The sequence below is a fragment of the Candidatus Avelusimicrobium sp. genome (genome assembly GCF_051874775.1).
In the GTDB taxonomy this organism is placed as follows: Bacteria; Elusimicrobiota; Elusimicrobia; order Elusimicrobiales; family Elusimicrobiaceae; genus Avelusimicrobium.
Map to the genome: position 1 here is coordinate 1 of NZ_JBJEGE010000002.1, position 25,616 is coordinate 25,616.

The 25,616-nt window shown below is 47.8% G+C and carries 24 protein-coding genes; 9 read left to right on the forward strand and 15 right to left on the reverse strand.

All coding sequences use genetic code 11. The features are described from left to right. From ACI351_RS00030 to ACI351_RS00055, 6 genes are all read left to right on the forward strand, one after another. A partial coding sequence (locus tag ACI351_RS00030) for a hypothetical protein (RefSeq protein WP_439733214.1) occupies positions 1-182 on the forward strand: 182 nt, incomplete at its 5' end. A gap of 128 nt (positions 183-310) precedes the next feature. Then, a complete protein-coding gene (locus tag ACI351_RS00035) occupies positions 311-754 on the forward strand; it encodes a DUF192 domain-containing protein (protein ID WP_439733215.1) in 444 nt (147 codons plus the stop codon). Further along, a complete protein-coding gene (locus ACI351_RS00040) occupies positions 751-2,205 on the forward strand; it encodes a M20/M25/M40 family metallo-hydrolase (RefSeq protein ID WP_439733216.1) in 1,455 nt (484 codons plus the stop codon). The genes ACI351_RS00035 and ACI351_RS00040 overlap by 4 nt, the downstream gene beginning before the upstream one ends. A 135-nt stretch (positions 2,206-2,340) precedes the next feature. Then, positions 2,341-3,501, forward strand: a complete 1,161-nt coding sequence (metK, locus tag ACI351_RS00045; RefSeq protein ID WP_439733217.1) for a methionine adenosyltransferase — start codon at positions 2,341-2,343, stop codon at positions 3,499-3,501. Between the two features lie 59 nt (positions 3,502-3,560). Then, entirely contained in the window at positions 3,561-4,013 is a 453-nt protein-coding gene (locus ACI351_RS00050; RefSeq protein ID WP_439733218.1) for a C-GCAxxG-C-C family protein, read from the forward strand. Then, the gene (locus ACI351_RS00055) at positions 4,013-4,549 is read left to right on the forward strand and encodes a DJ-1/PfpI family protein (protein WP_439733219.1); all 537 of its coding nucleotides are present in this window, start codon (positions 4,013-4,015) and stop codon (positions 4,547-4,549) included. Before ACI351_RS00050 ends, ACI351_RS00055 begins: the two co-directional genes overlap by 1 nt. A gap of 72 nt (positions 4,550-4,621) precedes the next feature. Here the strand turns inward: ACI351_RS00055 and ACI351_RS00060 are convergent, their stop codons facing one another. The 8 genes from ACI351_RS00060 to ACI351_RS00095 form a co-directional block, all read right to left on the reverse strand. Further along, on the reverse strand, positions 4,622-5,161 hold the full coding sequence (locus ACI351_RS00060; RefSeq protein ID WP_439733220.1) for a type IV pilin protein: 540 nt from the start codon (positions 5,159-5,161) through the stop codon (positions 4,622-4,624). Positions 5,162-5,436: 275 nt separating this feature from the next. Beyond that, positions 5,437-6,033: a hypothetical protein gene (locus tag ACI351_RS00065; protein ID WP_439733221.1), complete on the reverse strand. Its 597-nt coding sequence runs from the start codon at positions 6,031-6,033 to the stop codon at positions 5,437-5,439. 109 nt (positions 6,034-6,142) lie between these two features. Further along, positions 6,143-6,910, reverse strand: a complete 768-nt coding sequence (locus ACI351_RS00070; RefSeq protein ID WP_439733222.1) for a hypothetical protein — start codon at positions 6,908-6,910, stop codon at positions 6,143-6,145. A 25-nt stretch (positions 6,911-6,935) separates the two neighbouring features. Then, positions 6,936-7,274 (reverse strand): DUF192 domain-containing protein, encoded by a 339-nt coding sequence (locus ACI351_RS00075; protein WP_439733223.1) that lies wholly within the window; start codon positions 7,272-7,274, stop codon positions 6,936-6,938. Continuing rightward, positions 7,271-7,750, reverse strand: coding sequence for a hypothetical protein (locus ACI351_RS00080; protein ID WP_439733224.1), 480 nt, complete (start codon positions 7,748-7,750; stop codon positions 7,271-7,273). Before ACI351_RS00080 ends, ACI351_RS00075 begins: the two co-directional genes overlap by 4 nt. Further along, on the reverse strand, positions 7,750-8,316 hold the full coding sequence (gene efp / locus ACI351_RS00085; protein ID WP_439733225.1) for an elongation factor P: 567 nt from the start codon (positions 8,314-8,316) through the stop codon (positions 7,750-7,752). The genes ACI351_RS00080 and efp overlap by 1 nt, the downstream gene beginning before the upstream one ends. Positions 8,317-8,350: 34 nt before the next feature. Then, on the reverse strand, positions 8,351-9,415 hold the full coding sequence (locus ACI351_RS00090) for a M24 family metallopeptidase (protein WP_439733226.1): 1,065 nt from the start codon (positions 9,413-9,415) through the stop codon (positions 8,351-8,353). A 2-nt stretch (positions 9,416-9,417) separates the two neighbouring features. Next, positions 9,418-10,476 carry a M24 family metallopeptidase gene (locus ACI351_RS00095; protein ID WP_439733227.1) on the reverse strand — a complete coding sequence of 353 codons (1,059 nt, stop codon included), beginning with the start codon at positions 10,474-10,476 and terminating at the stop codon, positions 9,418-9,420. 142 nt (positions 10,477-10,618) lie between these two features. Here ACI351_RS00095 and ACI351_RS00100 point away from each other — a divergent pair, with 142 nt between their 5' ends. Continuing rightward, entirely contained in the window at positions 10,619-12,226 is a 1,608-nt protein-coding gene (locus ACI351_RS00100) for a hypothetical protein (protein WP_439733228.1), read from the forward strand. A 67-nt stretch (positions 12,227-12,293) separates the two neighbouring features. Beyond that, positions 12,294-13,760 (forward strand): D-alanyl-D-alanine carboxypeptidase/D-alanyl-D-alanine endopeptidase, encoded by a 1,467-nt coding sequence (dacB, locus tag ACI351_RS00105; RefSeq protein WP_439733229.1) that lies wholly within the window; start codon positions 12,294-12,296, stop codon positions 13,758-13,760. Positions 13,761-13,805: 45 nt separating this feature from the next. Here dacB and ACI351_RS00110 read toward each other — a convergent pair whose 3' ends face one another. Both ACI351_RS00110 and ACI351_RS00115 read right to left on the reverse strand, forming a co-directional pair. Then, positions 13,806-15,170, reverse strand: coding sequence for an MATE family efflux transporter (locus ACI351_RS00110; RefSeq protein ID WP_439733230.1), 1,365 nt, complete (start codon positions 15,168-15,170; stop codon positions 13,806-13,808). Positions 15,171-15,259: 89 nt separating this feature from the next. Next, a complete protein-coding gene (locus ACI351_RS00115; protein WP_087288232.1) occupies positions 15,260-15,463 on the reverse strand; it encodes a cold shock domain-containing protein in 204 nt (67 codons plus the stop codon). A 140-nt stretch (positions 15,464-15,603) separates the two neighbouring features. Between ACI351_RS00115 and ftcD the strand changes: the two genes are divergently transcribed. Next, positions 15,604-16,563 carry a glutamate formimidoyltransferase gene (gene ftcD / locus ACI351_RS00120; protein WP_439733231.1) on the forward strand — a complete coding sequence of 320 codons (960 nt, stop codon included), beginning with the start codon at positions 15,604-15,606 and terminating at the stop codon, positions 16,561-16,563. Positions 16,564-16,779: 216 nt separating this feature from the next. On the opposite strand, the gene ACI351_RS00125 is transcribed toward ftcD, so the two are convergent. From ACI351_RS00125 to ACI351_RS00145, 5 genes are all read right to left on the reverse strand, one after another. Further along, positions 16,780-17,154, reverse strand: a complete 375-nt coding sequence (locus tag ACI351_RS00125; protein WP_439733232.1) for a type IV pilin protein — start codon at positions 17,152-17,154, stop codon at positions 16,780-16,782. A gap of 198 nt (positions 17,155-17,352) precedes the next feature. Beyond that, entirely contained in the window at positions 17,353-18,126 is a 774-nt protein-coding gene (rsmA, locus tag ACI351_RS00130; protein WP_439733233.1) for a 16S rRNA (adenine(1518)-N(6)/adenine(1519)-N(6))-dimethyltransferase RsmA, read from the reverse strand. A gap of 46 nt (positions 18,127-18,172) precedes the next feature. Continuing rightward, positions 18,173-19,846 (reverse strand): tetratricopeptide repeat protein, encoded by a 1,674-nt coding sequence (locus tag ACI351_RS00135; RefSeq protein WP_439733234.1) that lies wholly within the window; start codon positions 19,844-19,846, stop codon positions 18,173-18,175. A gap of 192 nt (positions 19,847-20,038) precedes the next feature. After that, on the reverse strand, positions 20,039-23,821 hold the full coding sequence (locus tag ACI351_RS00140; RefSeq protein ID WP_439733235.1) for a hypothetical protein: 3,783 nt from the start codon (positions 23,819-23,821) through the stop codon (positions 20,039-20,041). Between the two features lie 221 nt (positions 23,822-24,042). Next, positions 24,043-25,572, reverse strand: coding sequence for a hypothetical protein (locus tag ACI351_RS00145; RefSeq protein WP_439733236.1), 1,530 nt, complete (start codon positions 25,570-25,572; stop codon positions 24,043-24,045). Between the last annotated feature and the right edge of the window lie 44 nt (positions 25,573-25,616).

Genomic DNA, 25,616 nt, shown 5'->3' on the forward strand with positions numbered 1-25,616 from the left:
TCTTTTTCTTTCGAAAAGAAGCAAAAGTTTACCTTACTTTTTGTATCGACAAAAAAGTAAGCAAAAAACTCGCAGGCCGTACCCATAAAATCCAGTTTCGTACGGCGCATTTTACAACTCGCCTGCGGCTCGGACAAATAAAATGCTTTCTCTGTACGAAACGGATTGTATATACAGGTTAAGGCCTGCAAAACAACCACGGCAACAGCAGAACACTTTTTATAAACAGGACAAAGGGCGGGTAAAATACAACCATACAGTATTCTCTTTACCCCGCACGGACAGGCGTTAATTTGCTACACTTGTTTATATGAAAAAATTTTCTCTTTTACTTGCCGCGCTCTGCCTCTGCGCGTGCACCAAATACCAAACCGTTACCATTACGCTGCCGGACGGTTTTACCGTTAAAGCCCGTGTAGCCGATACCCCTGAAAAAAAAGAAAAAGGGTTGATGTTCGTCAAACACCTGCCTGAAAATGAGGGAATGCTTTTTGTATCCGATGAGGACGAACTCCAGCAATTTTGGATGAAAAATACGCTGATTAATTTGGATATGGTATTTATTTTGGCGGATAAAACCGTTTTCTCCGTCGCAGAGGATGTAGAACACACCTATACCTATACGCCTGATTATGACATTCCCCGCGTCACAGGCTTGGGACAGTATGTGCTAGAACTGCCCGCCAAAACGGCCGCCAAACACGGGGTAAAAGAAGGCGCAAAACTTGCGTTTTCGCTGCCGGAGAAAAAATGAAAAAAACGGCTTTGGCTTTTCTTCTTGGCTTCTGTTTCTTGTCCGCACACGCGGAGCAGGACCCGTGGACCGCGCTTAATCAAGAAGCCAAACGTCATTTAATTAATCTCATCAATATCGATACCTCTCTTCCGGAACCGGATGAAATATCCGCAGCACGTTATCTATATAAAGAACTGAACAAACACCAAATAGACTGGGATATTTTTATCCCCAACAAAGGGCGCGCCAATCTGATGGCCCGCATAAAAGGGAGTGATCCGTCAAAAAAACCGCTTTTGCTTATTTCGCATTTGGATACAGCTCCCGCTGCTGAAGGCTGGAGCTATCCGCCTTTCAAAGCCACCGTTGAAAACGGCAATATCTACGGCTTGGGTGCAACGGACGCCAAAAATTATACCGCGGCTTACCTTGCATTATTCACGTGGCTAAAAGACCAAGAAATTTTCCCCCAGCGCGACATCATTTTCTTGGCGACCTCCGGCGAAGAATCCGGTAGTGAAACGGGGATTTTATGGCTCGGCGGCGAACATTGGGACAAAATCAATGCGGGATTTGCGCTGAACGAGGGCGGCGGAATTATCAAAAATAAAGGCGGCACCGATATTATCTTTGCCGAAGCATCCACCAAAATGTATATGAACGTCAAAGTAACTGCTTACGGGACGGGGGTACACTCCTCTATGCCGGTAAACGACAACGCCGTCTACTTGCTTTCACAGGCGCTCGCCAAAATTGCCGCCTACGATCCTCCCGCTAAAATCACGTCCACCGCGCGTGCCTTTTTCAAAGCCATCGCCCCATTACAAGACGAGGACGGCCGCACTACCATTAATTTTCTGCTTTCCGGATCCCCGCAAAATCAAGACTCTGCCGCCGAAATTATGGCGCTAGACCCGTTCTTCCGTTCACAATTAAAAGATACTTTAAACCCTACTATTCTCTCCGCCAGTAAAGATACAGGCTCCACAGGCGGAGAAGCCAGCGCCGTCATCAATGTGCGGCTGCTGCCGGAATCGGATCCGGACGAATTTTTCGAGAATCTCAAAAAACTGTTTGAAGGAAACGAAAACATCAGTCTGGAAATTCTGGAACGCCCCCAGACGCCTTTTCCCGCGCCGATGGACGGCACGGATGAATTGTTTGCGTCCATTTCTAAAACGGCGGGCAAATTGCTGCCCAATGCCATTACAGTACCGGGGATGAGTCCTGCTTCTGGCGACAACGAGTTTTTACGCAAAAAAGGCGTTATTACCTACGGATTGGGGCCGGATATGGATCCGCTGGCCGACAACACCGCCCACACACCGGATGAATTTATCAGCGAACAAGATTTTTTCAACCAGCTCCGGTTTATTTCCGGAATCGTATTTGATTTTGCCTACGGCAAAGACTTACTTCCGCTTACGCCACTAAACACACTTCCCACAAACGATACGGCCACAAACTAACCGACAATTTCCTACAAGCCGCAGATAAAATGCGGCTTTTTTTGCTAAAAACGCTGTAGAGTAAGGGGGTACAAGTGGTATAATATGAATAGGAACCGCCATCCCCCTCAAATTTAATCTGGTTCCGCATATTGTATGATTAAACAAGGAAAATGCTTTTTCACGTCTGAGTCCGTCTCAAAAGGACATCCGGACAAAGTCTGCGACCAAATTTCCGACGCTATTTTGGACGAAATTTTAAAGAAAGACAAAACCGCCCGTGTAGCCTGCGAAACGTATATTACGCGCGGATTGGTAGTCATCGGCGGGGAAATTACCACCCGTACGTGGGTAGATGTAGAACAAATTGCGCGCGATGTTATCAAAAATATCGGTTATAATGACGCCAAATACGGTTTTAACTATAAAACCTGCGCGGTAGTCAATGTCATCGGCAAGCAATCGCCCGACATCAGCCAAGGCGTAGACGTAGGCGGCGCGGGAGACCAAGGCCTTATGGTGGGATACGCCGTAAACGAAACCAAAGAATTTATGCCGCTTTCGCTCGTTTTATCCCACGAAATTTTGAAAAATCTGGAAAAAGCGCGCACCTCGGGAAGGCTGCCCTATCTGGGGCCCGACGCAAAAAGTCAGGTAACCGTGGAATATCAAGACGGCAAACCCATCCGCGTGGACACGGTAGTCATTTCCACCCAACACACCGAAGAAATTTTGGACAAATCCGGCAATAAAATTACCGAAAAATCCAAAAAAGAGATAGAAGCGGCGGCTATTTCGCCCGCTATCCAAAAATGGATAGATAAAAATACCAAAATCTACATCAACCCCACGGGTAAATTCGTGATCGGCGGCCCGCAGTCCGACACCGGTCTGACCGGACGCAAAATCATCGTAGACACCTACGGCGGACGCTGCCCGCACGGCGGCGGAGCGTTTTCCGGCAAGGATCCGACGAAAGTGGACCGATCTGCTGCGTATATGGCGCGCTATATTGCCAAAAACCTCGTGGCGGCAAAACTGGCGCACGAATGCACCGTGCAAATCGCGTACGCTATCGGGCGCGAAGAGCCCGTCGGATTCTATGTAGATACCGACGGAACAGGCGTATTGCCGGATGAAAAACTGGCACAAATCGCCCGCAAGCTTTTCCCGCTTACGCCGCGCGGTATCATTGAGCACTTTAAATTAAGGAGTCCCATCTATTGCCCCACGGCGGCCTACGGCCATTTCGGCCGCGAAGAATTCGCTTGGGAAAAAACGGATAAAGTAAACGCGCTCCAAAAAGCCGCAAAATAATATCTCCCCGAAGGGCAGCCGCCCTTCGGGATTTTTTGAACAACACGAGGAACAAACCTATGAAATCCCGCGTACAACTTGCCAAAAACCGCCACAAAAACGGTTATAACTGTGCACAAGCCGTTGCCTGCACCTATTGCGACCTCTTGGATATGGACGAAAAAACAGCCTTTCGCGCCGCGGAAGCCTACGGGCTTGGTATCGCCAAGCGGTACGAAATGTGCGGTTCCGTTTGCGCGATGATGATGCTGGCCGGACTCAAAAACAGCGACGGCAATATGCAGGCCCCCGCCACCAAATTTTCCACCTTTGATTTGGGCGGCCATATGATTAAACAGTTTGAAAACTGGAACACCACTTCCTGCTGCGCTCTTCTGCGCGGAACGGACGGCAAAACCGACCGTCTGCGTTCCTGCCGCGGCTGCGTGGCCGATTGCGCGCGCATTGTGGAGGACCAACTGTTCCCGGGGCTTTTTGACCCGTACGAAGATCGTTCACCGGAGGAAGAATAATGAAAATTTGTATGATTGTAACAGACGGATTTGAAGAAATCGAAGCCGTTGGCACCTACGCCATCTTGCGCCGCGGCGGCCTTACCGTAGACGTCTACTCGCTGTTGGATAAAGACGCCACGGGCCGCTTCGGGCTGACGGTTACGAATCTGCGGCCGTTTTCGCAATTCAATGCAGAAGAATACGGCGCACTCGTTATCCCGGGTGGGCCGGAATACAAAGCGCTGGAAGCCAGCCAAGACGTACAGGCGATTATCAAACAGTTTATAGACGCGGGCAAACTGGTAGCCGCCATTTGCGCCGGCCCGACGATTTTAGGCCGCGCCGGCTATCTAAAAGGCAAAAAATACACGTGTTTTACCGCGATGAACGAGGATTTCGGCGGCGAATATCAGGACGGTTACGCCGTGCGAGACGGGAACCTCATTACCGGCAAAAGCGCGGCGGCTACGATTGATTTCGGATTTTTGATTTTGGAAGCGGCGGCCGGCAAAGAAACTGCGGACCAAACGAAAAAAGAAATCTATTATAAATAAGCCACAAAGCAAAAACTCACAAAAATAACTATCCCCCGATCTATATATCGGGGGATTTATTCTCATCTAAAACTAATCTGTATAGCAACTTCCGCCGTTTAATCGTCCGGTAATACAAGCATCTGATTTTCCCATACCTATTTTTTTGCAAACTGCGCCGGATTTATTGTCCTCACATTGGCGATGGCCATTACAATATCGTAAAACATAGGTATCATTGGAATTTCTCCGAGTTGCGCTGGGGGCATATGTACTGTCTCCGCACCCGGCATCGTGAACATAATACGACCAATTTTTTGTATTAAACTCGCTTCCAGAAGAAACAACTTGTCCATTTTCATCAGTAAACGACAAATCCAACTCCGCCCAAGAGTTTGCTCCGTTTGGATTTCCTCCCATTATATAGACAGAATTAGCCGCATAAATAGATTTTAACGTGGACCACGCTTCCGTCGCACGGCTTTTTTCCACCGCTTTCGTGTACTGCGGCAGCGCTACCGACGATAAGATACCAATGATAAGTACAACAACCAACAATTCTATCAGCGTAAAACCTTTGTTACTGGATCCTGAAATAAATTCAGGATAACGGCTAAACATAAAACCTTTCATTTTATTTTCCTCCATTTAAAAAGGTCATTCTGAGTCGCTTCTGCTCAGGATCTACCGATTTTAACGCAATAAACCACAACCGAAAGAGCCCACGCAAAAAACCTACGGAATAACCCTATCATATCAAAAAAAAAAAACGGGTCAAGACCCAGAGGCAGGGGCTCCCTTCTTGTCCGCACTCTTACGATTCGTTGAACCACACTATTTTAGAAATGCCGCTTAACAAAAGACCCCCCGCCGTTAATACGGCGGGGGGTTCAAAAAAAGCAATCAAATTAATGGGTATACGCTTTGAGATAGGTATACTCGAAATTCTTTTCTTCTTGGGCAATCCCTTCCAACGCTTTCCCCACCAACTCCAACGCGCGCACACAATAAGCCCGATAGCGCGACCAGTTCTCTACCGGATGGGCGTTAATATATTCCGTAGTATATATCGGGTTTACGTTATATGTTGAAGGAAGCGCTACAAAAACCGCATATTGCGCAGCGCGCATTTCCTCAACACTCAGCTCAACGGGTTCAGAAATTTCCTGCCCTTGTTCCCTCATCTTGGCTTCTTTGGCATTTACCATTGCCTGCGGAATCCAGGCGCTTAACGCTTCACCCAAGTAGGCCGGATCAAAATCATGTTTTTCCATAACGGCTACAGCCGGTCCCAGCAATTTCTCAATTTCAGCTTGCCGCGCCTTAACAGCTTCAGCCTCAGCTTTTGCACGTGTCCCTGTTACATTATTCTGTTTTTGTGCTTCTGCAGCTTGGCGGGATACTTTATTCGTTAATTCTTTTTGTGTCTGTGCCTCGCCGTGTACACCAAAGGCCAAACAAACAGCCGATAAAACGAATATGCCTGCATACTTGCCGATTTTCATAAAATCTCCTTTTCTACCGAATATATTTATATTTAATCCTTTACACAGTGCTAAAACAAGGGTCAAAAGACCCATTTTTTATTGGGTACGGACCTAAACGCAATCTGTATCAAAACCGAAAGGAAAGCGACGCTTCCGCTCCCAACCCGTAATAAGCGTAGTTAGCAGCAAGGCTAAGATCCAAATAAGACGGCAGTTTAAAATTAAATCCGGCAGTAGCACGTGCGGTGGCCGTATGTTCGCGCTCTCCTACCAAAAACCCATCCAAATCTGCACGGTTAATATTGAGCGTCGTATAATCCACCCCGCCGCCGATATAGGGAACAAAATATTTAAATTTCATCGACAGCACTAAACTTGCATTATAATGCGATGCGGAAAAATCACGCGCACTTGCGCTGTGGGCCGCCACCACAAGCATCGGTTGAAATGAGCCCAACATTTCATTCGGGCGAGTAATCCCCCATCTTAAGCCCCCGCCGGCAATCGTCAAGCCTTGGTAACTGCTGGCACGGATAAATCCATCAATGCGAAACGGCATCCCAATATCGGCCTGCAGCCAAGGATAAAACACTTCCCCCACTTCGTCTCTGTTACCCAAAGCGGTTTTCTGTCTTTCGGCAAAAGTATCCCCGTTGGCTTCACTCATTTTAAAAACCATACTCCCGCGCGGACCGATTTGAAATCCGCCCCAACCCAAAATACGGCCCGTAGTATAGGTGCCTGATCCAATCAGGCCGCCCAAGTCTTTGGTAAAAGCACGGACGTTTTGCCGCGTAACATTTGAACCGAAATCATCCCACACGTTCCGTGCCGATGCGCCGCACGTACATAAAACGCAAACGGCAAACGCCAAAAGCAAGTGTTGAATCTTCATTGTAACCTCTCTAAAACAAATAAAATCAATTAAAAACGAGTTCATCTCCTTCACGCACACGGCCTTTTAAAGTGCCGCCCGCCAGTTCCAGCGTACGACGCGAACCGCGCACAAAACGGCCGAAACGCCACGGCTTCATATTTTCTTTCACATATAAAACCGTCCCGTTTTTATCTACAAAAACGGCGTCAATATCAAAACGCATAAAACACGTGTGAATTTGCGGGCACGGATCCAATAAAAGCCCGTTTCCGGCTGCCAAATGCTTACGGAACATCAACCCTTTTAAACGCGTAAAATACGTATTAGCCAGTTCCACTTCAGCGACTAAGATTTCACCGGTACGTTTTAATGTACACTTCATAAAGGGTATTCCTCTTGGGCACGGAATTCATCTGCCAACGCCGCCAACGCTCGTTCCGTACGGACGAGCAAGATTTTGTCTAAAAATTGGACTTCATCCGGCGGCTTTATCCCGTATCCGTTCTTATTCTGAAAAATTAAAAACGTAATCAGCCAACGTCCGTCAACCGATACGTCCGCAATCCACATTCCGCCGCTCGTTTTGGCGGCGCGAAAGTCTTCTATTTTTATTTCACCGGCGCCAGCGTCCTGCACGCAAGACTCCGAACAGTTTTTTACAACATCAAGTGTTTCCCTTGTTAAAACGCGGATGTTAGCATACTTACCGCGGGTAAGCGGAAGCAACACTTTATCCGCCGCTCGAACAACGCCTGATACTTCAAAAAATGAACCGTACGAAACGGTTAGGGCGCGCAAGTTCCACGAACAGCCAAACACTGCAGCCAATACAAAAAACGCGCGCCCCCAAAAACGCATTACGCAGCCACGCGTTCTACGTAGCTGCCGTTGCGGGTATCTACGAGCACTACGTCGCCTTCATTGATAAAAAGCGGCACTTTAATCACGGCACCGGTTTCCAGTGTCGCTTCTTTGGTAGTGTTGGCTACGGTGTTGCCTTTCACCCCCGGAACGGTAGACGCAATTTTCAAGGGAACTTTAATAGGCAGTTCCACATTAAAGAGACTATCGTTGATATAGATACCGGTAGCCTCCATATTGTCTTTTAAGTATTTGGTCAAATCACCTAGTTTTGTGGTTTCTACTTCCACTTGATCGTAGGTTTCGGAGTTCATAAACGTAGCCATATTACCGGCAGTATACAAATACGTAAACGGACGTTTTTCCACTTCCACCTCTTTAAATTTATCCTCGGGACGGTAGGCGGTTTCAATCATCGAACCGGTGTTAATATTACGCAGTTTCACGCGTACTACCGCGCGAGCTTGGCTTTTACGGTGGTGCTGAAATTCAATAATTTCCACCAACTGGCCGTTTTCGTCTTCAAAAATAAGTCCTTCGCGAAATTGAGTTGTGCTTAACATAAGTTATACCTCGTTATGGGGCCGGAGCCCGAATCTATTTATGCGTCAATTTTTTAGAGCCTGTTTTCGTAACCAGAAAACTGTCCTCTAGACGGACACCCCATTTATTTTCAAAATAAATGCCGGGCTCCACCGTTACTACGTAATTTTCTTCCAATACGTCCGGCGCGCCGGAGCGCAAAATAGGCCGGTCGTGTTCCACAAGGCCGATAGCGTGGCCCGTGGTATGGAAAAATTCTTTGCCATATCCCGCGGCTTCAATCACTTGACGGCAAGCCGCGTCCACTTCGCCCGCAGTTATACCGGCGCGCAAAGCTTTTACACCTGCCGTACGGGCTTTGTTCACAATATTCCAAATTTTTTTATATTCGGCGGGTTCGTTTTTGCCGTGCCACCAACTGCGCGTCATATCAGACGTATACCCCTCGTAAAAACAACCAAAATCCATCAGCACGGCCTCGCTTGCTTTTAATTTACGTTTTTTAGAAGGCGTATGGTGAGCATCAGCGGTATTCTCGCCGAAACAAACGATATTAAACGGAATGGAATCCGCTCCGCGTTTGCACATAGCCACCGCCATCAGCACGCGCACGTCCTCCTCCGTCATTCCCGTTTTAATTTGCGGTTTTACTTCTTCAAACGCTTCAGCCGCAATTTTACACGCTTTTTTAAGCCGTGCGAGTTCGTCATCGTATTTTTGCAAACGCATCTGGCTGATTAAACCGTCCGCATGGGAAAAACCTTCTTTTGCCAGTTTGCTTCCCGTCTCAAAATCAACAAGTGCCGGATCAAACGATACACCTTTTAAACCCAACTTTTTAATCTTGGCAATCGCCCCTTCCAGCATTGTGCCGTATGGAACATCCTCTGTTTTCAAAAATGCGGCAACGGGCGTCATTTTGCTGACAATCAGCTTTTTCGTAATACAATATGCTTTAGCGGGAGTCATCAAAAAAACGGCTTCTCCCTCGGATAATTCTATACCGGACAAATACCGTTGTTCCAATGGGGAAACGGTTAAATATCCGTCCAAACCCGCGGCTTTTAATACGCGGCGGAAATTCTTCATACGCACGGAGGCCAAATCTTTAATCGCCACAATTATTTCCTTGTTAAAATTTTAGCACCGGTTTTGGAAGTAAACATCGTATCTTCTAAACGTACGCCATACTTTTGGGGCAGATAAATGCCGGGTTCCACTGTTACGACATTTCCCTCTTGCAACACAGACTGGGCGGTCTGGCTGTTATAGGGGTTTTCGTGAATTTCAATCCCTACGCCGTGGCCGGTACGGTGCGTAAAAAATGCGCCGTATCCCGCCTCCGCAATCACGTTACGTGCAGCCGCGTCCACGTCTTTATTGGCAACGCCCGCTTTAACGGCTTTTATACCCGCTTTACGCGCTTTATCCACAATGTTCCAAATCTTCCTATATTCGGCGGGTTCGTTGTTGCCGTGCCACCAGCTGCGGGTAATGTCAGAACAATAGCCTTTGTAGATACAGCCGAAATCAATGAGCACCGCATCATTTGCTTTTAACTTCCGGTTGCCCGTTTCGTGGTGCGGATTAGCGGAATTTTCGCCAAAGCAAACAATCGTTGAAAACGATGGGTTGGATGCGCCTTTCGCGCGCATAAACCGTTCCAGTTCGGCAGCCAGTTCACTTTCCGTCATTCCGGTTTTCACGCGGGGCTTAACGTATTCATACGCAAGGTAAGCAATACGGTTGGATTCGCGCATCAGTTTCAATTCCGCCGCGTCTTTGGTTTCACGCAGTTTGGAAATAAACATACCCACCTCTATACAGCCGGCGGCGCACATCATCTTCCCGTTTTGGTACGATTCTTTTGCCGCGTCGAACCCAACGCGTTTCAACCCCAATTCTTTGGCTTTCGCCAAAGCCGCCGCCGTACGCGTTTCACTTCCGACAACTTTTATTTGGGGAGCGAATTTTCCGAACGGCTGAATATACAATTCGCGCGTAAAACACACTACTGCCTTTCCGGTTACCAACAGAACCGTCTCCTCCGGATAAAAAAAGAAATTCGTTAAATACAGCTGGTCCAAATTATTGGTAACAATAAGACCGTCCAGCTTATTTTTGTGCATCATCTTGCGCAAAGCCGACAAGCGCGAGGACGCACCGTTCTTTTCTGTCATAATATACTCCAGTTAAAACTTCATATACACTTATATGATATCAATTTTAAATCTACCCCACAATCACAATTGCCAAAGTTTCCGCACGCGTAGAAACGATAAGACGTTAAAACTGCGCCAAAATTTAATATAATAACCAAATATGGCACACCGCCTCTTTTTAAAAACGGTTTTGGCTTGTTTACTGCTCTGCGGCGCCCTAACAGCGCAGGGTGGAACTTTCACATCTTCCGACGGGGCATTCACGTTGGATATGCCTTCGGGTTGGGCCGCGGTTACCAACCCGCCCGCAAACAGCGTGCTTTCCATTCAAAAAAAATCTTCCCGCTTGGACGTTAAGACCACGGACTGCACCACCGAAACGTGTATAGAAGAAAAAATAAACGCAGACTTAATTGACGTCAAACGCAAAAAAATGCAGGTGGTGGGCAATACATATACGGGCGAAGAAATCAGGCGCATTGAATTTTCCACAGGCGAGCCCTTTTTCTACATCAATTTCTTTACGCCGAAAAATGATTTTGGCGCAGGCTATTTTTTAATTAACGGCAAAGCGTATTCCATTTTGGCCAAAGATTTATCGTACGCGGAAACGGATTTAATTTTTTCGTTTATTTCTCCCAGCAAAACCAAAGGAGAAACTCTCGCGCTGGAAATGGCGGTTAACGATCCGCGCGCATATGATATTACCGCACTGCCCACGGTAGAAGAAGAAACTTTGAACGCCCCCGCGGAAGCGGTCTCCTTCCCCGAACAATCCGCTAAACCTGTAAAGAAGACACCACGTCCGAATGTATTAACAAAGCTCAAAAAACAGCTTTCACATATGAAAGCCAACACGCTTCTATCTGCCAATATGCCGCCATACGTACGGCAAATGAGGCACGGATTTGACGCACTTGTGGCGCTTATTTTCTTATACGCTTGTTTGCAGGCAGCCGCATTGGGCGTCCGCGTGTTTATCCGCCGCACACCGCCCGAGGCGCCGGTAAACCCCAACTCTTTATACCCCATCCGTTTTGCGCGGCTGTACGGTACGCCTTCTTTAATTTTCCGCGCCAGAGATAACCAAGGCAACATCCTTACGTCGCTCTCCTTACGGTGGGACAGCGTGTTCTTATTTGGCGGATTGCTGTTGATACTGGTAACGTTTCTTACGCTGGCCGCCGCCGGCCTCTGCGAAAACGCTAACCTTCTGCCCGTGGGTGCATTTGTGTACAATACCGTCTACTCCGCTTGCTCGCTGGCAATTCCGCTGGGATTACTGGTATTTTTCTGCGGGATTGTATGGTCCCAGCTTGTGCTTCGGGAAATTACATTGTTTGACCGCAAAGGTCAAAAAGCAGCGGTAGTGTTACAAAAAGGATTCGGACTGACACAAGAAAAATACGAAATTTATTTTGCCCGTTCTAAAGACGTGTTAACCGTTGCGCGCAAGCGTTTTTCCGTATGCCGCCGCTGGGAACTGTTTGATCGGGAAGGACACCTGCTCGCAAACGTAACAGAAACCTCGGCCGTCCGTGCTGTTTTGCGTAAACTTTGCGGACACCTGTGGGGGCTGCTGCGGGCTGACTACCGAATTTTAGGGCAAATGGATTCCTCCGGTACCATTCAAAACGCACATCAAGCGTTTGACAAATTCACGTGCACCTTGGACAAACCCCAAGCCTTAAATGCACGCGATATGCTGGCGCTGTCGCTGCTTATCAACATCCGAGATCGGGACAAATGGTACCCTTGGTTTAACTAATTTGAACGCTTGCCGCCCCGAACGTAATGGGGCGGTTTTTTTGATTAAATTTTGATATTTTATATATATGCGGTATTTTTTATTATTTATTTATATTTGCGCTACTCTATCCGTCTCCGCACAAACAGTACAGGAGTATGTTTCCGCCCGCTTACAGCATCCCATTTTAAACGGCGCCTTGTGGGGAGGAGCGGCCGCTTATACGGATACGCCGGATACGGAAATTTTTTCCGTTAACGCAGGGACCCGTCTAACGCCTGCCTCCGCGCTTAAACTGCTGACCACCGCCGCCGCACTGGAAACTTTTGGGCCAGACTACCGCTTTCAAACTAAACTGTTTGCCGAGACCCTGCCGGACGAAAACGGCATACTCCGCGGCAACCTCTACCTTCAGGGAGGAGGCGACCCAACGCTGGGTTCCTCACGGGTACAGGGTGCAGAAACGTGGCAAACTATCGTGAAAAAATGGACGCAAGCCGTCAAAGATGCCGGCATTACCCGCGTGGAAGGAAATCTTGTGGCAGACGTTTCTCTGTTCGAAGGCCCGTCCGTCGCCCCTAAAGTAAATTGGGAAAATATCGGCAATTATTACGCCGCTCCGGCCAGTCCGCTCTCTTTTAACGACAATTTGTTTAAAATTCATTTTTCTCCTCAATTTCGCCACGGGCAGCCGGCAGAAATTTCCGCCACCGACCCTAAAATCCCCGCACTGACGCTGACCAGCTTTGTAACCACCGACGGAAAAAATAAAAAAGATAATGCCTACGTTTACGGTGCACCGCGTCAAAACGAATTGGAAATTTACGGCACCATTCCCACCAATTTAACAGGTTTTACGATTTCCGCCGCAATGCCGGATCCGGCATTTTTTGCCGCCCATGCACTTAAAGAAGAAATGCAACAACAAGGGATTCGCCTTACGGGTGAAATCAAAACCACACGCACCGCGCCCGATTACACGCCAATGGCGTTATTACACACATATCAGTCGCCCAAACTCAAAGATATTATAATCATCGTAAACAAACGCAGTTTTAATTTGTACGCGGATATGCTCCTGCGGCAGCTGGCCGTATATGCCGGCAAAAAAGGAAGCATCAAAAACGGATTAGAGGAATTAAACACATTTTTACGAAAAAATAAATTAGCAGCAGCACAAGACACTGTCATCTATGACGGAAGCGGACTTGCGCGGGATAATTTAGTCACGCCGCGCACGCTGCTGCGTACGCTTGCGTTTATGACTACAAGCCCCAACTTTACTCATTATTATAATTCTCTCGCTACACCGGATGACCGCGGCGATTTACTTCTGTTAAGACGTTTCTTAAAACCCCACAAAGCCGTCAACCGCGTACGCGTAAAAGGCGGCACGATTGACGGCGTAAAAACCGCCGCCGGATATGCAACAGATAAAAACGGAAAACAAATTGCGTTTGTATTAATGGCCAACAATTTAGCCGATAAAGACGAAGCGATTTTACGTATTCACGAAGATATCATCAAAAAACTATTGAAATTGCCGGAAGAATAATTTTGGCACAAAAAATTCCGGAGCCTAAAGCTCCGGAATTTTAAATCATTCTGCCGTAACCACAATGGTTTTCCACTTTCCGCGCAAGAACCGCCACCACATCAGTACCGCTGTTACTCCGGCGTAAAACGTCAGCCAGCTCCATACCCAAAATACGGACAAGTGCAATTTGTAAACGATGTACCACGTGCCCGGAATTAACATTCCCCACGCGCAAAACAACATTACGTACATATAGAATTTGGTATCGCCCGCTCCGCGGATGGCTTCGCCGAAAATCAAGTAAGTCGCGTCAAAAATAACAAAGAAACTCACCAGTTTGATCAGCGGATACGTTTTGGCCGCAATCGCCGCCGCATCTGCCGACAAAGGCGGAATAAACAGATTTACGAAAAAGGGCGCTCCGAAAAAAAACGATAATCCGATGCCAAACGCATACACATAACCGATTTTACACGCATTTTTTACTACACGCACACTTAAATCGGGCCGTTTGATTCCTTGGTATTTACTGACTAAAATTTGGATACCTATTCCCAACCCCAAAATAACCGTAAATACCACCGGTTGCATTGACATTACAACATTGCTTGCCTGCAGAGAAATCGTATCAATATTACCCACCATAAACGTAAACAGCGTAAAAGACAAAATATCCATCAAAAAACCAAATCCGTTAGGAAGCCCAAAACGCAAAAGGCGCGAAAACACCGGCTTATAAAAACCTGCCAGCTTACTGATTTTATACTCCTTACGCGTTTTACGCGCAAAAATCAGCGTGCCGAACATTGCCGTTATGGTGCCTTGGCTGATAATTGTTCCCCACGCCGCCCCCGCAATACCCATTTCGGGAAAACCAAGTTTGCCGAAAATCATCACATAATCAAGTCCGATGTTTATCAAATTGCCGATGAGCGTCGTCCACATTGGGATTTTGGTTTGGCCGCGCCCGCTGAAAAAACTGGCCAGTGCATTATTGATTACCGCAATTCCGCCAAATAAATTCAAAATGCCAAAGTATTTAAGTTCCAATACGCGAACTTGTATATCGTGCCCGAACGCATTAATCAGCGCAAAACCCACAGGCGTCAGGCCCGCCAAAAGAAGCGAAGAAATCACCGCCAAAAATACGCCCTGCCACAGAGACACCGTAACCGACGCATATTTTTTCTTTGCGTAGTACTGCGAAATAAACACGCTTGTATAACTGGCCAGCCCCATAAATATAGACCCGAACGTCATCGCCAGTACACCGGCAGGAACGCACGCGGCCAAAGCATCGTGTGAATGCCACGCCAAAAACATCCGGTCCGCAAACTGCATTACCACCTGCGATGCCATTAACACGATTAACGGATACGCCAAATGCCATAACTCCCCCAAGGAAGCTTGGGCATACTTTTTACTCATCTCCGGCATTCTCCTGCTACAAAACCGCACATAAGGACAGAAAAAAGGCCCGAGGAAAACCCTCGGGCTTTTTAAAGTCTTTCCAAAAATTAAAGTTTGACGACTTTAACGGCTTTCGGGCCTTTTTCGGATTCTACGACTTCGAATTCAACTTCTTGACCTTCGGCCAAGGTTTTGAAACCGTCGCCCTGAATTTCCTGATAGTGAACAAAGAGATCTTTAGAACCGTCTTCGGGGGTTACAAATCCGTAACCTTTCTGGTCATTAAACCACTTAACTTTTCCTTTAGGCATTTTACAAATACTTCCTTTTATGAATTATCAGATACTTAAACTTAATAAGTATCTATAGTTATTGTAGCATAAATCCAAAAAAATAACACAAATTATTATTATTTTCTGCGGGGAAAGTTTAAAAAATTTATAATTGTTTTATGAAAATAATGGAAACCGTCCCCAACGTATCCGAAGGGCGCGACGAAAAAATCATAAAACGCATTGCCGACGCCGCAAGGAGCGCTTCATCTGCACGGCTCTTGCATATTGATGCTAACGCAGACGCCAACCGCACCGTGTTTACGCTGGCAGGCAATCCGGACGATATACGCCAAAGCGCGTTTGCGCTTATCCAAGCGGCAATCGAAAATATTGATATGCGTACGCACGCGGGCGCACATCCGCGCCTTGGAGCAGTGGACGTCTGCCCGTTTATCCCCGTCAAAAATATGACGCTTAAAGAAGCCGCTCTCCAAGCGGAAAAACTGGCGCGGGAAGCGGCGCACAAACTCAATCTTCCCGTCTATCTGTACGAAGCAAACGCGCAAACGCCACAGCGCAAGAATTTATCGTTTATCCGCCAAGGCGAATACGAAAGCCTGCCCCAAAAACTGAAAGAACTGTCGCCCGATTTCGGTCCGCGGGAATTTTCTGCGGGCATACAAAAAACGGGCGCAACGGTTATCGGTGCGCGGAATTTTTTAATTGCGTTTAACGTGTCTTTAAACACCACAGAGGTAACCGCCGCCAAACAAATTGCGTCCGTCCTGCGCGAAAAAAACGGTGGCCTGCCCGCGGTTAAGGCCATCGGCTGGTATATGAAAGACTACTGCTGCACGCAAGTATCGTTTAATTTAACCGATTACCGAAAGACGGGCCTTGCGCAAGCGTTTGAAGCGTGTAAAAAAGAAGCCGCACGGCGCGGACTCTTGGTAACGGGGAGCGAACTCATCGGCCTTGCGCCGGAAGAAGCGTTTTTAAATGCGGGCCGCTTTTACGCGCCCGCGCAGGCGGACACCACGGTATTGTTGGAAACCGCCGTACGCGAACTCAAGCTAAACGAAATCCGCCCTTTCAACGTCAAAGAGCGGATTTTGGAATACAACTTGAGAGGTTAACTTTTACAAAGAAATCCGATATAAGGGCAACCCCGCCGCCGTGCCGATTTCCACTCCGCCCAGAGAAACACACAAAAACCGTCCTAACGCCAAATCATTTCCAATAATTTGACAGTATGCCGTTTGCTGCCCCAAATCCCCCAAGTAACGGTAATAATTTATATGAAGTAACGCGCTGCTTCCCCCCGCACGCCAGCCGCCCGCCTCTCTGCTTTCCTAAACGATACGCCCGCACACAGAGGAATTGCCGGCGTTTTTTTCGCACCCTGCAGGGAGCGAAAGCGTTAAATCATCCATATTCTCCGTATACGTTCCGTTTTCTAAGAAATACAACTGTTGCGCGCGCCAAAGCGCATTTGTTTGCGCCACCAATTCCGCCGCACGCGTTTTGACTACCGCACGCTGATATTGCGGCAACGCCACGGCGGACAAAATACCGATGATAAGCACAACCACCAACAGTTCGATCAGCGTAAAACCTTTAATCGTATGGTCATACTGAACTTGTTTCAGTATCCAAGCGGAAGATTTTCTTTTATTAATGGCTGGATCCTGAAATAAATTCAGGATGACGGCACTAAAACCTTTCATATGCGTTTTCTCCTGTCAAAAAAGTTATCCTGATGAGTCTGGCGGCCTGCAGGGTCTCAGAATCTACCGCTTTTAACGAAATAAACCATAAAAGGGAGATCCCGAGCAGAAACTTCTCGGAATGACTTATGTTATCAAAAAAAAAAACAAATCAAGGCCTTCAAAAAAGCCTTGATTTGTTTAGCTTGTTTCCAAAACTTACGATAATAATTTATTTAATTGCACATAATTTTGTGGTGAAATTTGCTCGGCGCGCACGGTCGGAGATAAATTTAATTTAGCAATAGAATCCGCCACTACATCCTTTGGGTATCCACAAAGCGTCAGTGAATTAAACACCGTTTTTCGTTTATGCGCAAAAGCGGATAAAACCAGCTTCTTAAATTTTTGCCATTCTTCTTCCGATATAAAAACAGGTTCTTTTAATCTTTCAAAAGCAAGCACCGCGCTTTCCACTTTCGGCGGCGGACTGAAACACCCGCGGCCCGCTTTACAAATCGGACTGATTCGCGCGCGCAGTTGGCTGAACACGGAAAGCGGCCCGTAAAATTCTTCCCCTGCTTGGGCGCGGATACGCTGCGCCTGTTCTTTTTGGAACATAAACACCGCTGAGAAAAAGAACGGATAAGCAAGCACTTTATCCAAAATATCCGCCGCGTCTATATACGGCAAATTGCTGACAAATTCCGTCGGCCCGTGCGGCAAAAGAGATAAATTAAATTCCAAAAAATTGTGCCGCTCTATTTTGATACCCGCTTCTGCAGGTACATGCGTTTGCAGGTAGGAAACCATTTGCGGATCTATTTCCACAACTGTAAAATTTTTTTGTCCGCGCGCAATAAGCTGCTGTGTCAATGCTCCTTTTCCGGGGCCGATTTCCACCAAGTTTTCCACCCGCAGCAACAGTACCGCATCCACAATTTGGTTGATGACATTCCGGTCAATTAAAAAATGCTGTCCGTATTTTTGCATAAAATCCTTTTGGGACGTTCTAAAACAACACAACAAAAAACTGCCGCTACTCCTCCAACACTTTTAAGTTGCGCAAGGCCGTTTTATTGGCGGGATCCGCTTCCACCGCGCGGCGATAGTAGTTCTGGGCCGCTTCGTCCTCCCCCGCCACTACGGCGGCCGTACCCAAACCAAGCCAGCCGAGCGGATCCGCCGCCGATCGCACGGCTTCTTCAAAAGAATGTTGCGCCGCCGCAGCGTCCCCGCGCGCCAGGCCGGCAAGGCCCGTCAAAAGCGCGCAGATATTGCCGGCGGGACAGGAATAATCTTGTAATTCCTCCGCTGCGTCATCTACAAATTTAAGCCACGTTTTACCCATTACCCAAAGCCCCATATCGTTCCCCACAATGCGCGGATCGTACACGGCCTTAGGCGGAGCCCCGTCGTTTTGCGTCAGCGAGCGCGGCGACGCAAAATCCGCCGTGCGGCCCTGAAGCGACAAACTGACGTTATATTTCCCCTCTTCCCGCGCCACCGCCTGACGAACGCCGGAGATAAACTCCGCTATTTGGTTTTCGCGCGTTTGCACGTCGGCGGCGGGGAGCGTAAACCTCCGCTTAAACGCCCGCGGAACAACAGAAGCTCCGAATGCGTTATCGGCCCGCAGCCGTTCATACGCCCGTTCAAATGTGTTTTGGGCAGATAAATCCCCCTCGGAAACGGGCTCATATTCCAAAGACACTTCCACATTAACCGCTTTCGCCGCAGAGACATTAGACAAACTATTTTGAAATTTTTCAATTTGTTTTTCAAACGACTGCGCACTGCGTCCACTTGCGCGGTAAACCGCGTTTAATGCAAGCCCTTCCTGCTTAAAACGCGAAATGGAAAACGCTTCCTCCAACGTCCGGCGCGCTTTATCTTCCTGCCCCTGCCGCACCAATAAAAAAGCGTAACGCAGGCGGGCCACATAATCGCCGGATTTGGTTTTTACGGCTTTTTTGTAGTATTTTAACGCGTCCTCCGTGCGGCCCAGTTTTTCGTACAAAGCCCCCAAACTAAGCTGTGCGTCCTCGTAAGACGGGAATAATTTTAACGCTTTTTTAAATGAAGTTTCCGCCTGCCCGTCGCGCCCCAGAGCCTCGTAAAGCGTACCTAACTGGTAGTGATACAACGGCTCGCGCGGCGCGAGGTCCGCCGCACGGCGGAAATGCTCCAAGGCTTTATCCAAATGATTTTGTACGGCGTATGTGGAGCCTAAATTCATATGGGTATCGGCCTTGTTCGGATCCAATTTATTAGCGGTTAAAAAGTATTCCTGCGCCTGCGCAACATCGCCTTTCCAGCCGTACGCAATCCCCAATAACTGGTACGCCATAGCGGTATCGGGCGACAGGCGAAGGGCCTCGTTGTACTCCGTTATGGCTTCATCCACCTTGCCTTCCCAATACAAGGACGCGCCAAACAACAGGTGCGCCATAGGGTCTTTGGCGTTCTTAACTACAGCTTTGGCAAAACTGTTGGAAGCTTCCCGATAGCGCGCCTGAGCCATTTCGCCCATACCGCGGCGCATATCGGAGGCGGATTGGTCCCGCATAATTTGATCCCAAACGGTTTGGGAGTAATCGGTTTTGAGTTCCTGTTTACGGAAAGAAAACGGGAAAAACGCCCGCGCGGGCACGGGCCCCGCAATCACCAGGACGGCACACAGCAAAAAGGAATTGATCCGTTTAACGAGCATACGTATATGATAGAAAAAAGGGAAGAACGGGGCAAATGAAAAAGGGGGTTAGGAAGGGATTATCCCGTAGGGGCGTAGTAGGAAATTCCGCTGTTATTAATTAAGTCATCCCCGAGTGATTTTGTCGGGATCTGACTCCGCTAAAAAAAGCATCCCCGAGAGGAAAACTCCTCTCGGGGATAGATTGAGACTTTACGGCGCATACTTAGATTCTTCATACGCTTGGCCACACAGACCAGCACGGCCATTCTCAGGTTTCTCTCGGGCGCCCTCTTCACATAACACTTGAATATATTTTAACGCATCCGCTATACTCATTGTCTCTTGTCCATATTCACAAGACTCGTTGATCTTCAACAGACTCTGATAGGCCTTATGATACTGTTGTCTGTTCACATCATCAATCGTCTTATTGGTGCTTCCATCTAACGTACCTGCTGCTACACGAGTAAACAGAGGCTGATCTCCCTTTTTAGCCAATGCCTGCAACGGAAAGTCCTTCCAGATGCCTTCCTTTAATACATTGATATAGGGATCTCTATCGAAACCATTTAAATTCCGATCTCTATACTCCGCTTCATTCCAGTTATAAAGGCCATAGTGGTAGCCAGACATATCGGTGGTACCCTTATATTTGTAAACTTTTCCACCTGCGCAACCGTAGAAACGATCATCTCTATATTTTGTCCCTTCAGACTCACTCTCCTTCCGATAGAAATTCGTAGGGTAGAACGAAGAGTCGTAGCCAATAAAGGCCAAAAAGGAACCCAATGCATTTGTCCGTTTAGTAACCTGCGGATCTCTAGACTGACTGGCAATCGCCTTACCTACCGCACAAACCGTATCTTTCGGCACATTGTTTTTCCCTACGGCTTGCATAATGCGCATAGCATCTACCACTTGAGCCACCATCGCGCCATTCTCACCAATCTGTTGTGCATCATAGGCGTTCATTTCAGTCTCTTTTGCCTGACCATTATAACTATTAATAGCCTGTGTCAAGAAATCGACAGTGCTTTGATCCATATAAATCGTCGTGTTCGACATATCCCGAATCTCACACCTCTTCCACGGAGCACCTGCATTTTCGGAACTCGGATTAGAACGCGCCTGCTCCGACAAGACCTGATCCGGCATTTTAGTAAAGTCGGTATAGAAACTTACTTTAGTGCGCGGAGTCGGGGGAGTAGCACCCGTACAAGGGGGATCGTTCGGATTCGTCATAGATTTAACCCAGACGTTGTTACGGCACGTTTGTTGCCAGTGGCAGCCTTTCGGATCATCCGGCAAATTTTGCACTGTTCCGTCTTTACATACACAGTCGGGGTTCGTTTTGGTCCATTCGGTCCAATATCCATTCGGGCAAGTGCGCACTTCATCACAACCATTGTCGGGATTTTGTCTCGTTTCACGCGCTCCTTTATCGCAGTCTGTCCGGGGTTCCGGCTCAATACTAACAACTTCGCCTTCGTCGCCGTACACACAGGTGGCAGACGATACTACAATACCGGGCAAGTCTTTAGCGTTCACGCCACCTGCCTTCTCATTCCAAGTTCGTCCGCAAGCGCCGTCGGCAATCGTTCTGCCGAAGCTCCACGGTGTTTCAGCATTCCAGCACTGGCGGATTTCCCACGTTACCGCGGCGGATTTGGTGGCATCACCCGCATCTCCCATAGCGTTGAGGACAGCTTGGGCACCTTTTCCGGAAGCCGCGATATTGTATTTGGCGGCAATTTCTCTGCCGCCGTTTTTCGCTAATACTTCTTCCGGAACATAATCTTGCGTATTGTCAATCGTCTGGACAAAGTAGCCTTTCGGAGCATCGTTGGCATTTAAACGGTTTTCCACTCTGTACGTTACGCGGAACATTTTCTGCACGTCCTTCGCTGACGCAGCTTTGGCTGCACTTTTACCCACATTGGGGAAGCTTAAAAACGCCGCCGGATTTCCCAACGTTTTCAGATCACCGAAATCTACGCCAGCCGTCGCCGTATCGTGGCAGGAAACAAATGCCAGAGGATACGCACAGCGCGCGCCCGTTTCCCAACTTTTGCCGCGTTTGCCGCCTTTCACGGACATTAATACAGAGCTCTCTTGGTTGACTGCATTTCCAACTCTTAACCCACCATCACTTAGTTTGTCCAAGAACTCCTTATATGTCAATTCGTGCGTATAACCGTTCTTATCAACTAAACCCGTCATCGGGTCGTAGTCTGCTATTTGTTTCCCGTCCCTGGATATGGCTGGATTAGGGGTCGGATTTACTGTACCATTGTCGTTTTTTACTTTTTTATTTTTTACCGCAACGCTTTCAATAAACAGCGGAATAAAAGCTTTTTGATTCATCAGCTGCCCTGTAGCCTCCGGATTGACGGAGAAAGTGGCACCCTTGCCTATATACCCGACATGCAGCAACTCGTAGCGGTCATTATCTGAACCCTTGACATATTCCTTCCAATCAGCGCTGCGTACACCCACAATATAATGGTACAGGGAATATTTGCCGCTGTACGAGGCGGTATAATGACCGTCTTTGTAGAAGGTATTGCAGTCGCCTAATTCCGCTAAACCTTCGGAGGCTTTACGCGCTTTGCGGGCGGCAAAAACGCCATTACTCAAACAATCTAAGCGTTGCGAAATAGGTCCTAAAGAAGTCTTATTCTTTTTAGCCTCAACCCATTTCGTAGTACACCCTACCTCAGGATGAGCAATTACCCAGCCTTTACAAGCGTTAGGATTAAATTCCACATTGGGAGCGGCTCCTTTGAATTTTTCTTCGTTCATACCACAACATTCGGCACCACCACCCACACCCGCGGGCGCACCAAACATCTTGCCCATAGACCAGTCATCGGTACCTGTAATCACACAGGACAATAAACCATCAGCCAGTTTTTGCGCAAGCCCTGTGGCGAAATCAATCCAACCCCATTTGTAGTTGAATTTTTTCTCCCATTCCATTTGGGAGCGTTGTTTCATCATATCCCACCACCAAGGCTCTTTACCGTTAAAGGCAAAGTTGCGCTCCAACTTACCGTTTCCGCCGCCAGGGCCGCCCATCTCTCCGCTAAGAATACCGCCAATTTTACCGGGTTCAATAGCTCTCATCTGCGCGTCCCGCAGGGCCTGCACCGCATTGGCTTTGGACATAGCGTCTTTGGAGCGTCTGGCTTCTGCCGCCGCACCTTGACCAAAATACGATCGGGAAGGTTTGCCTACCGCCTGCAACGGTTGCAAGGAAACCGGCTTGGGGGAAGATTTAGGTGCATCCGCTTGCACTTTATTAGCGGCCTGCTTTAAACCGCCGCCCCACATTCCAACACCCAATTTTCCACCGCCACGAGAGGTTAACCCCGCACTACGAAGCGGATTGATATTGGTTTTTTTAAAAGCGGCGCGCGTAGCGGGCGCGGCTTGTTTGCGATATCGGGTGATGTTCGTTTCGTTACGTTCGCTCGTCCGATTGCTGGAGCTGCCGTAATCATCATCAAAACCGCTTCTTTCCAAATCGCTTCTGTACGGAAGGTCGTCCGAAGTTTCTACCGGCTCGCCGCCAAAGCCCTTGATTAAAGACAGCGAATCACGGCCGGAAAGCTGCGCAATCTGGTTTTCGGGGTCGCCCGTCAGCGTATCAAAACCGGAACGGGTGGGATCAAACTCCGTTCCTTCCAAACCAGGGGTAACCATAGAAGGCTCTTCTCCTGCGCTGCCGGAGTATTTATACAAGAACGGCAACAACAAAAGAGCTGCAATGGCCGCAATAAAGAACGGCGCATCCCTTTTGGTTCTCTCAAAAAGAGTTTTTTTAGGTTTCCCGTCGCTCCCAATTTTGGAAGAAATACGGTTAGCGAAAGATTTCGAAGCGGCAGGTTTGCTGTTCTTGATCTTATCGCTAAAAGTAAAGCTGTCCTTTTTGCCCTCGTTTCCAACCGGAGCCAAAGGAACAACTTTTTTATCCTTTTTTTCTTCAGGCATAAGAGCCTCCTGTTAATTTTTTAAAACTGCAAAAGTGAGGGTTGGCCCCTCACCGCCCGAGCAGACTTTTTACAAAGTCTCCCGTTTTATACTGTAACCATAATAAAAAGTCGTTGTTCGAAGATGGTCCCCCACTCCGTAACAACTTGAGCAAACATACCTCTATTCTTATTATACAATTAAATTTCGTTTTTTCAAGGGGGAATTTTGCACTTTCTACGTTAATCCACATTCCCCACCCAAAACGTGCTGTCCTTCATATTAAGTTCGGAAAAGAAATCGCTAGCGTCAGGGTTTCTGGGCTTACCGTCTTCCGTACTGATGTTAAACGTTTCGCCCACCAATTCACCGATAGCATCTTGGGAAAAACCTTTCACGTCTTCCGCTTTTATATTCTCTACTTTTTCACGACACGCGGCTTGCGCGGATGCGGTGGACAACGCATTACATTTGTTTTCTTCTTCCTTACAGTAGGATGAAAAATCAGTAAACAAATCATCCAACTTATATGTGGTGCATTTACCTTCATTCATAGAAATACGGCACTTGCTTCCTAGATTTTTTCCATAGGACGTATTTACTTGTTCACAAAGACTTCTGATTCCGTTCAAACGGTTAGGATATCCGCTCCCCGAAACAGCACCGCAAGTAGCGGGAAAAGAACCTTTAATTCCTTTAATTTGTTCGCGCGCTTGCTCTTTTAAACTACTCACTTTATCACCTACGTCCTGTATTGCCTGCTGACATTCTTTATCCAGTTCCAAATATTTTTGGACACTTCCCATATCGGCCACCACGTCATCGGAGTTAATCCCCACGCCCGAAAAGCCCGACGCGGAAAATACGGACTTTGGCATTTCCATATTGTCAAAACTGGCGGATGCCAACGTTTTTTTCAAAATGAGATTAGGTGTACGACGAGCCGCCTTACCATACAGCCACGCGTGGTACATATCCCGATGGGCGCGGCTTTGGCCCAATTCCTGCACCCCGCCAAAACCGGTAAGAGTACCGCCTTTATCGATATTCTTGACGATATTAGCAAGGCCGGAATCCGAGCGGGTGGCTTTATCCACCAAGCGGCCCATCCAATCATCAGAAACGGCTCCGGTGATATTCGGGTTAGCAATTTTTTTAAGCGCACCAACGGAATCATATCCGTGCGTTTTATCCCGCACGATGGCGGAAACGTCCGCCCCAAAAAACACCTCTCCAGTTTTAGCCGCATCAGCCCGCGTAGTGGCGGATACTGTTGTATTGCCGATTTTAATATCCGAAGGTCTTTGATCTTCCCCTGTATCCGCCGCAGAATAAGACACTTTCAGCGCGTCTTGCGCTTGGCCTTTGCGCGCGAGTGAATCATTAACGGCACGCAGATTAATCAGTTTATTTTGCGCAGGCGCAGAAAAAGAAGCCCAAAAGCCCCCGCCTTCGCCAAACACGGATACGGCATCCGGATCCGGCAGTTCCCCGCGCAAAATTTTTTGATGTTCATTCCACGAAAAAAGCGCCCGTAAGAGCGAAATTTTTTGGGTTTCATCCGGCGTATATCCCATTGCATACGCCAAATTGCGCAGGAACGGGATTTTGCCCACCGGCACAAATCCGCCGATAAACAGCAAAACTAAAAAGAACACAAGAACCACCCACGCTTTTTTGGATCGAAAAGCGCTTTTGGTTTCCTCCCACACGGCAGTGAAAAACGGTTGTTTTTCCTGCTGTTCATTTTTGGTTTCGTTTTGGTTTTGCATAAGGGATTCGACAGAACTTGGAGGAGCCGCGCTAAACGGCTCCT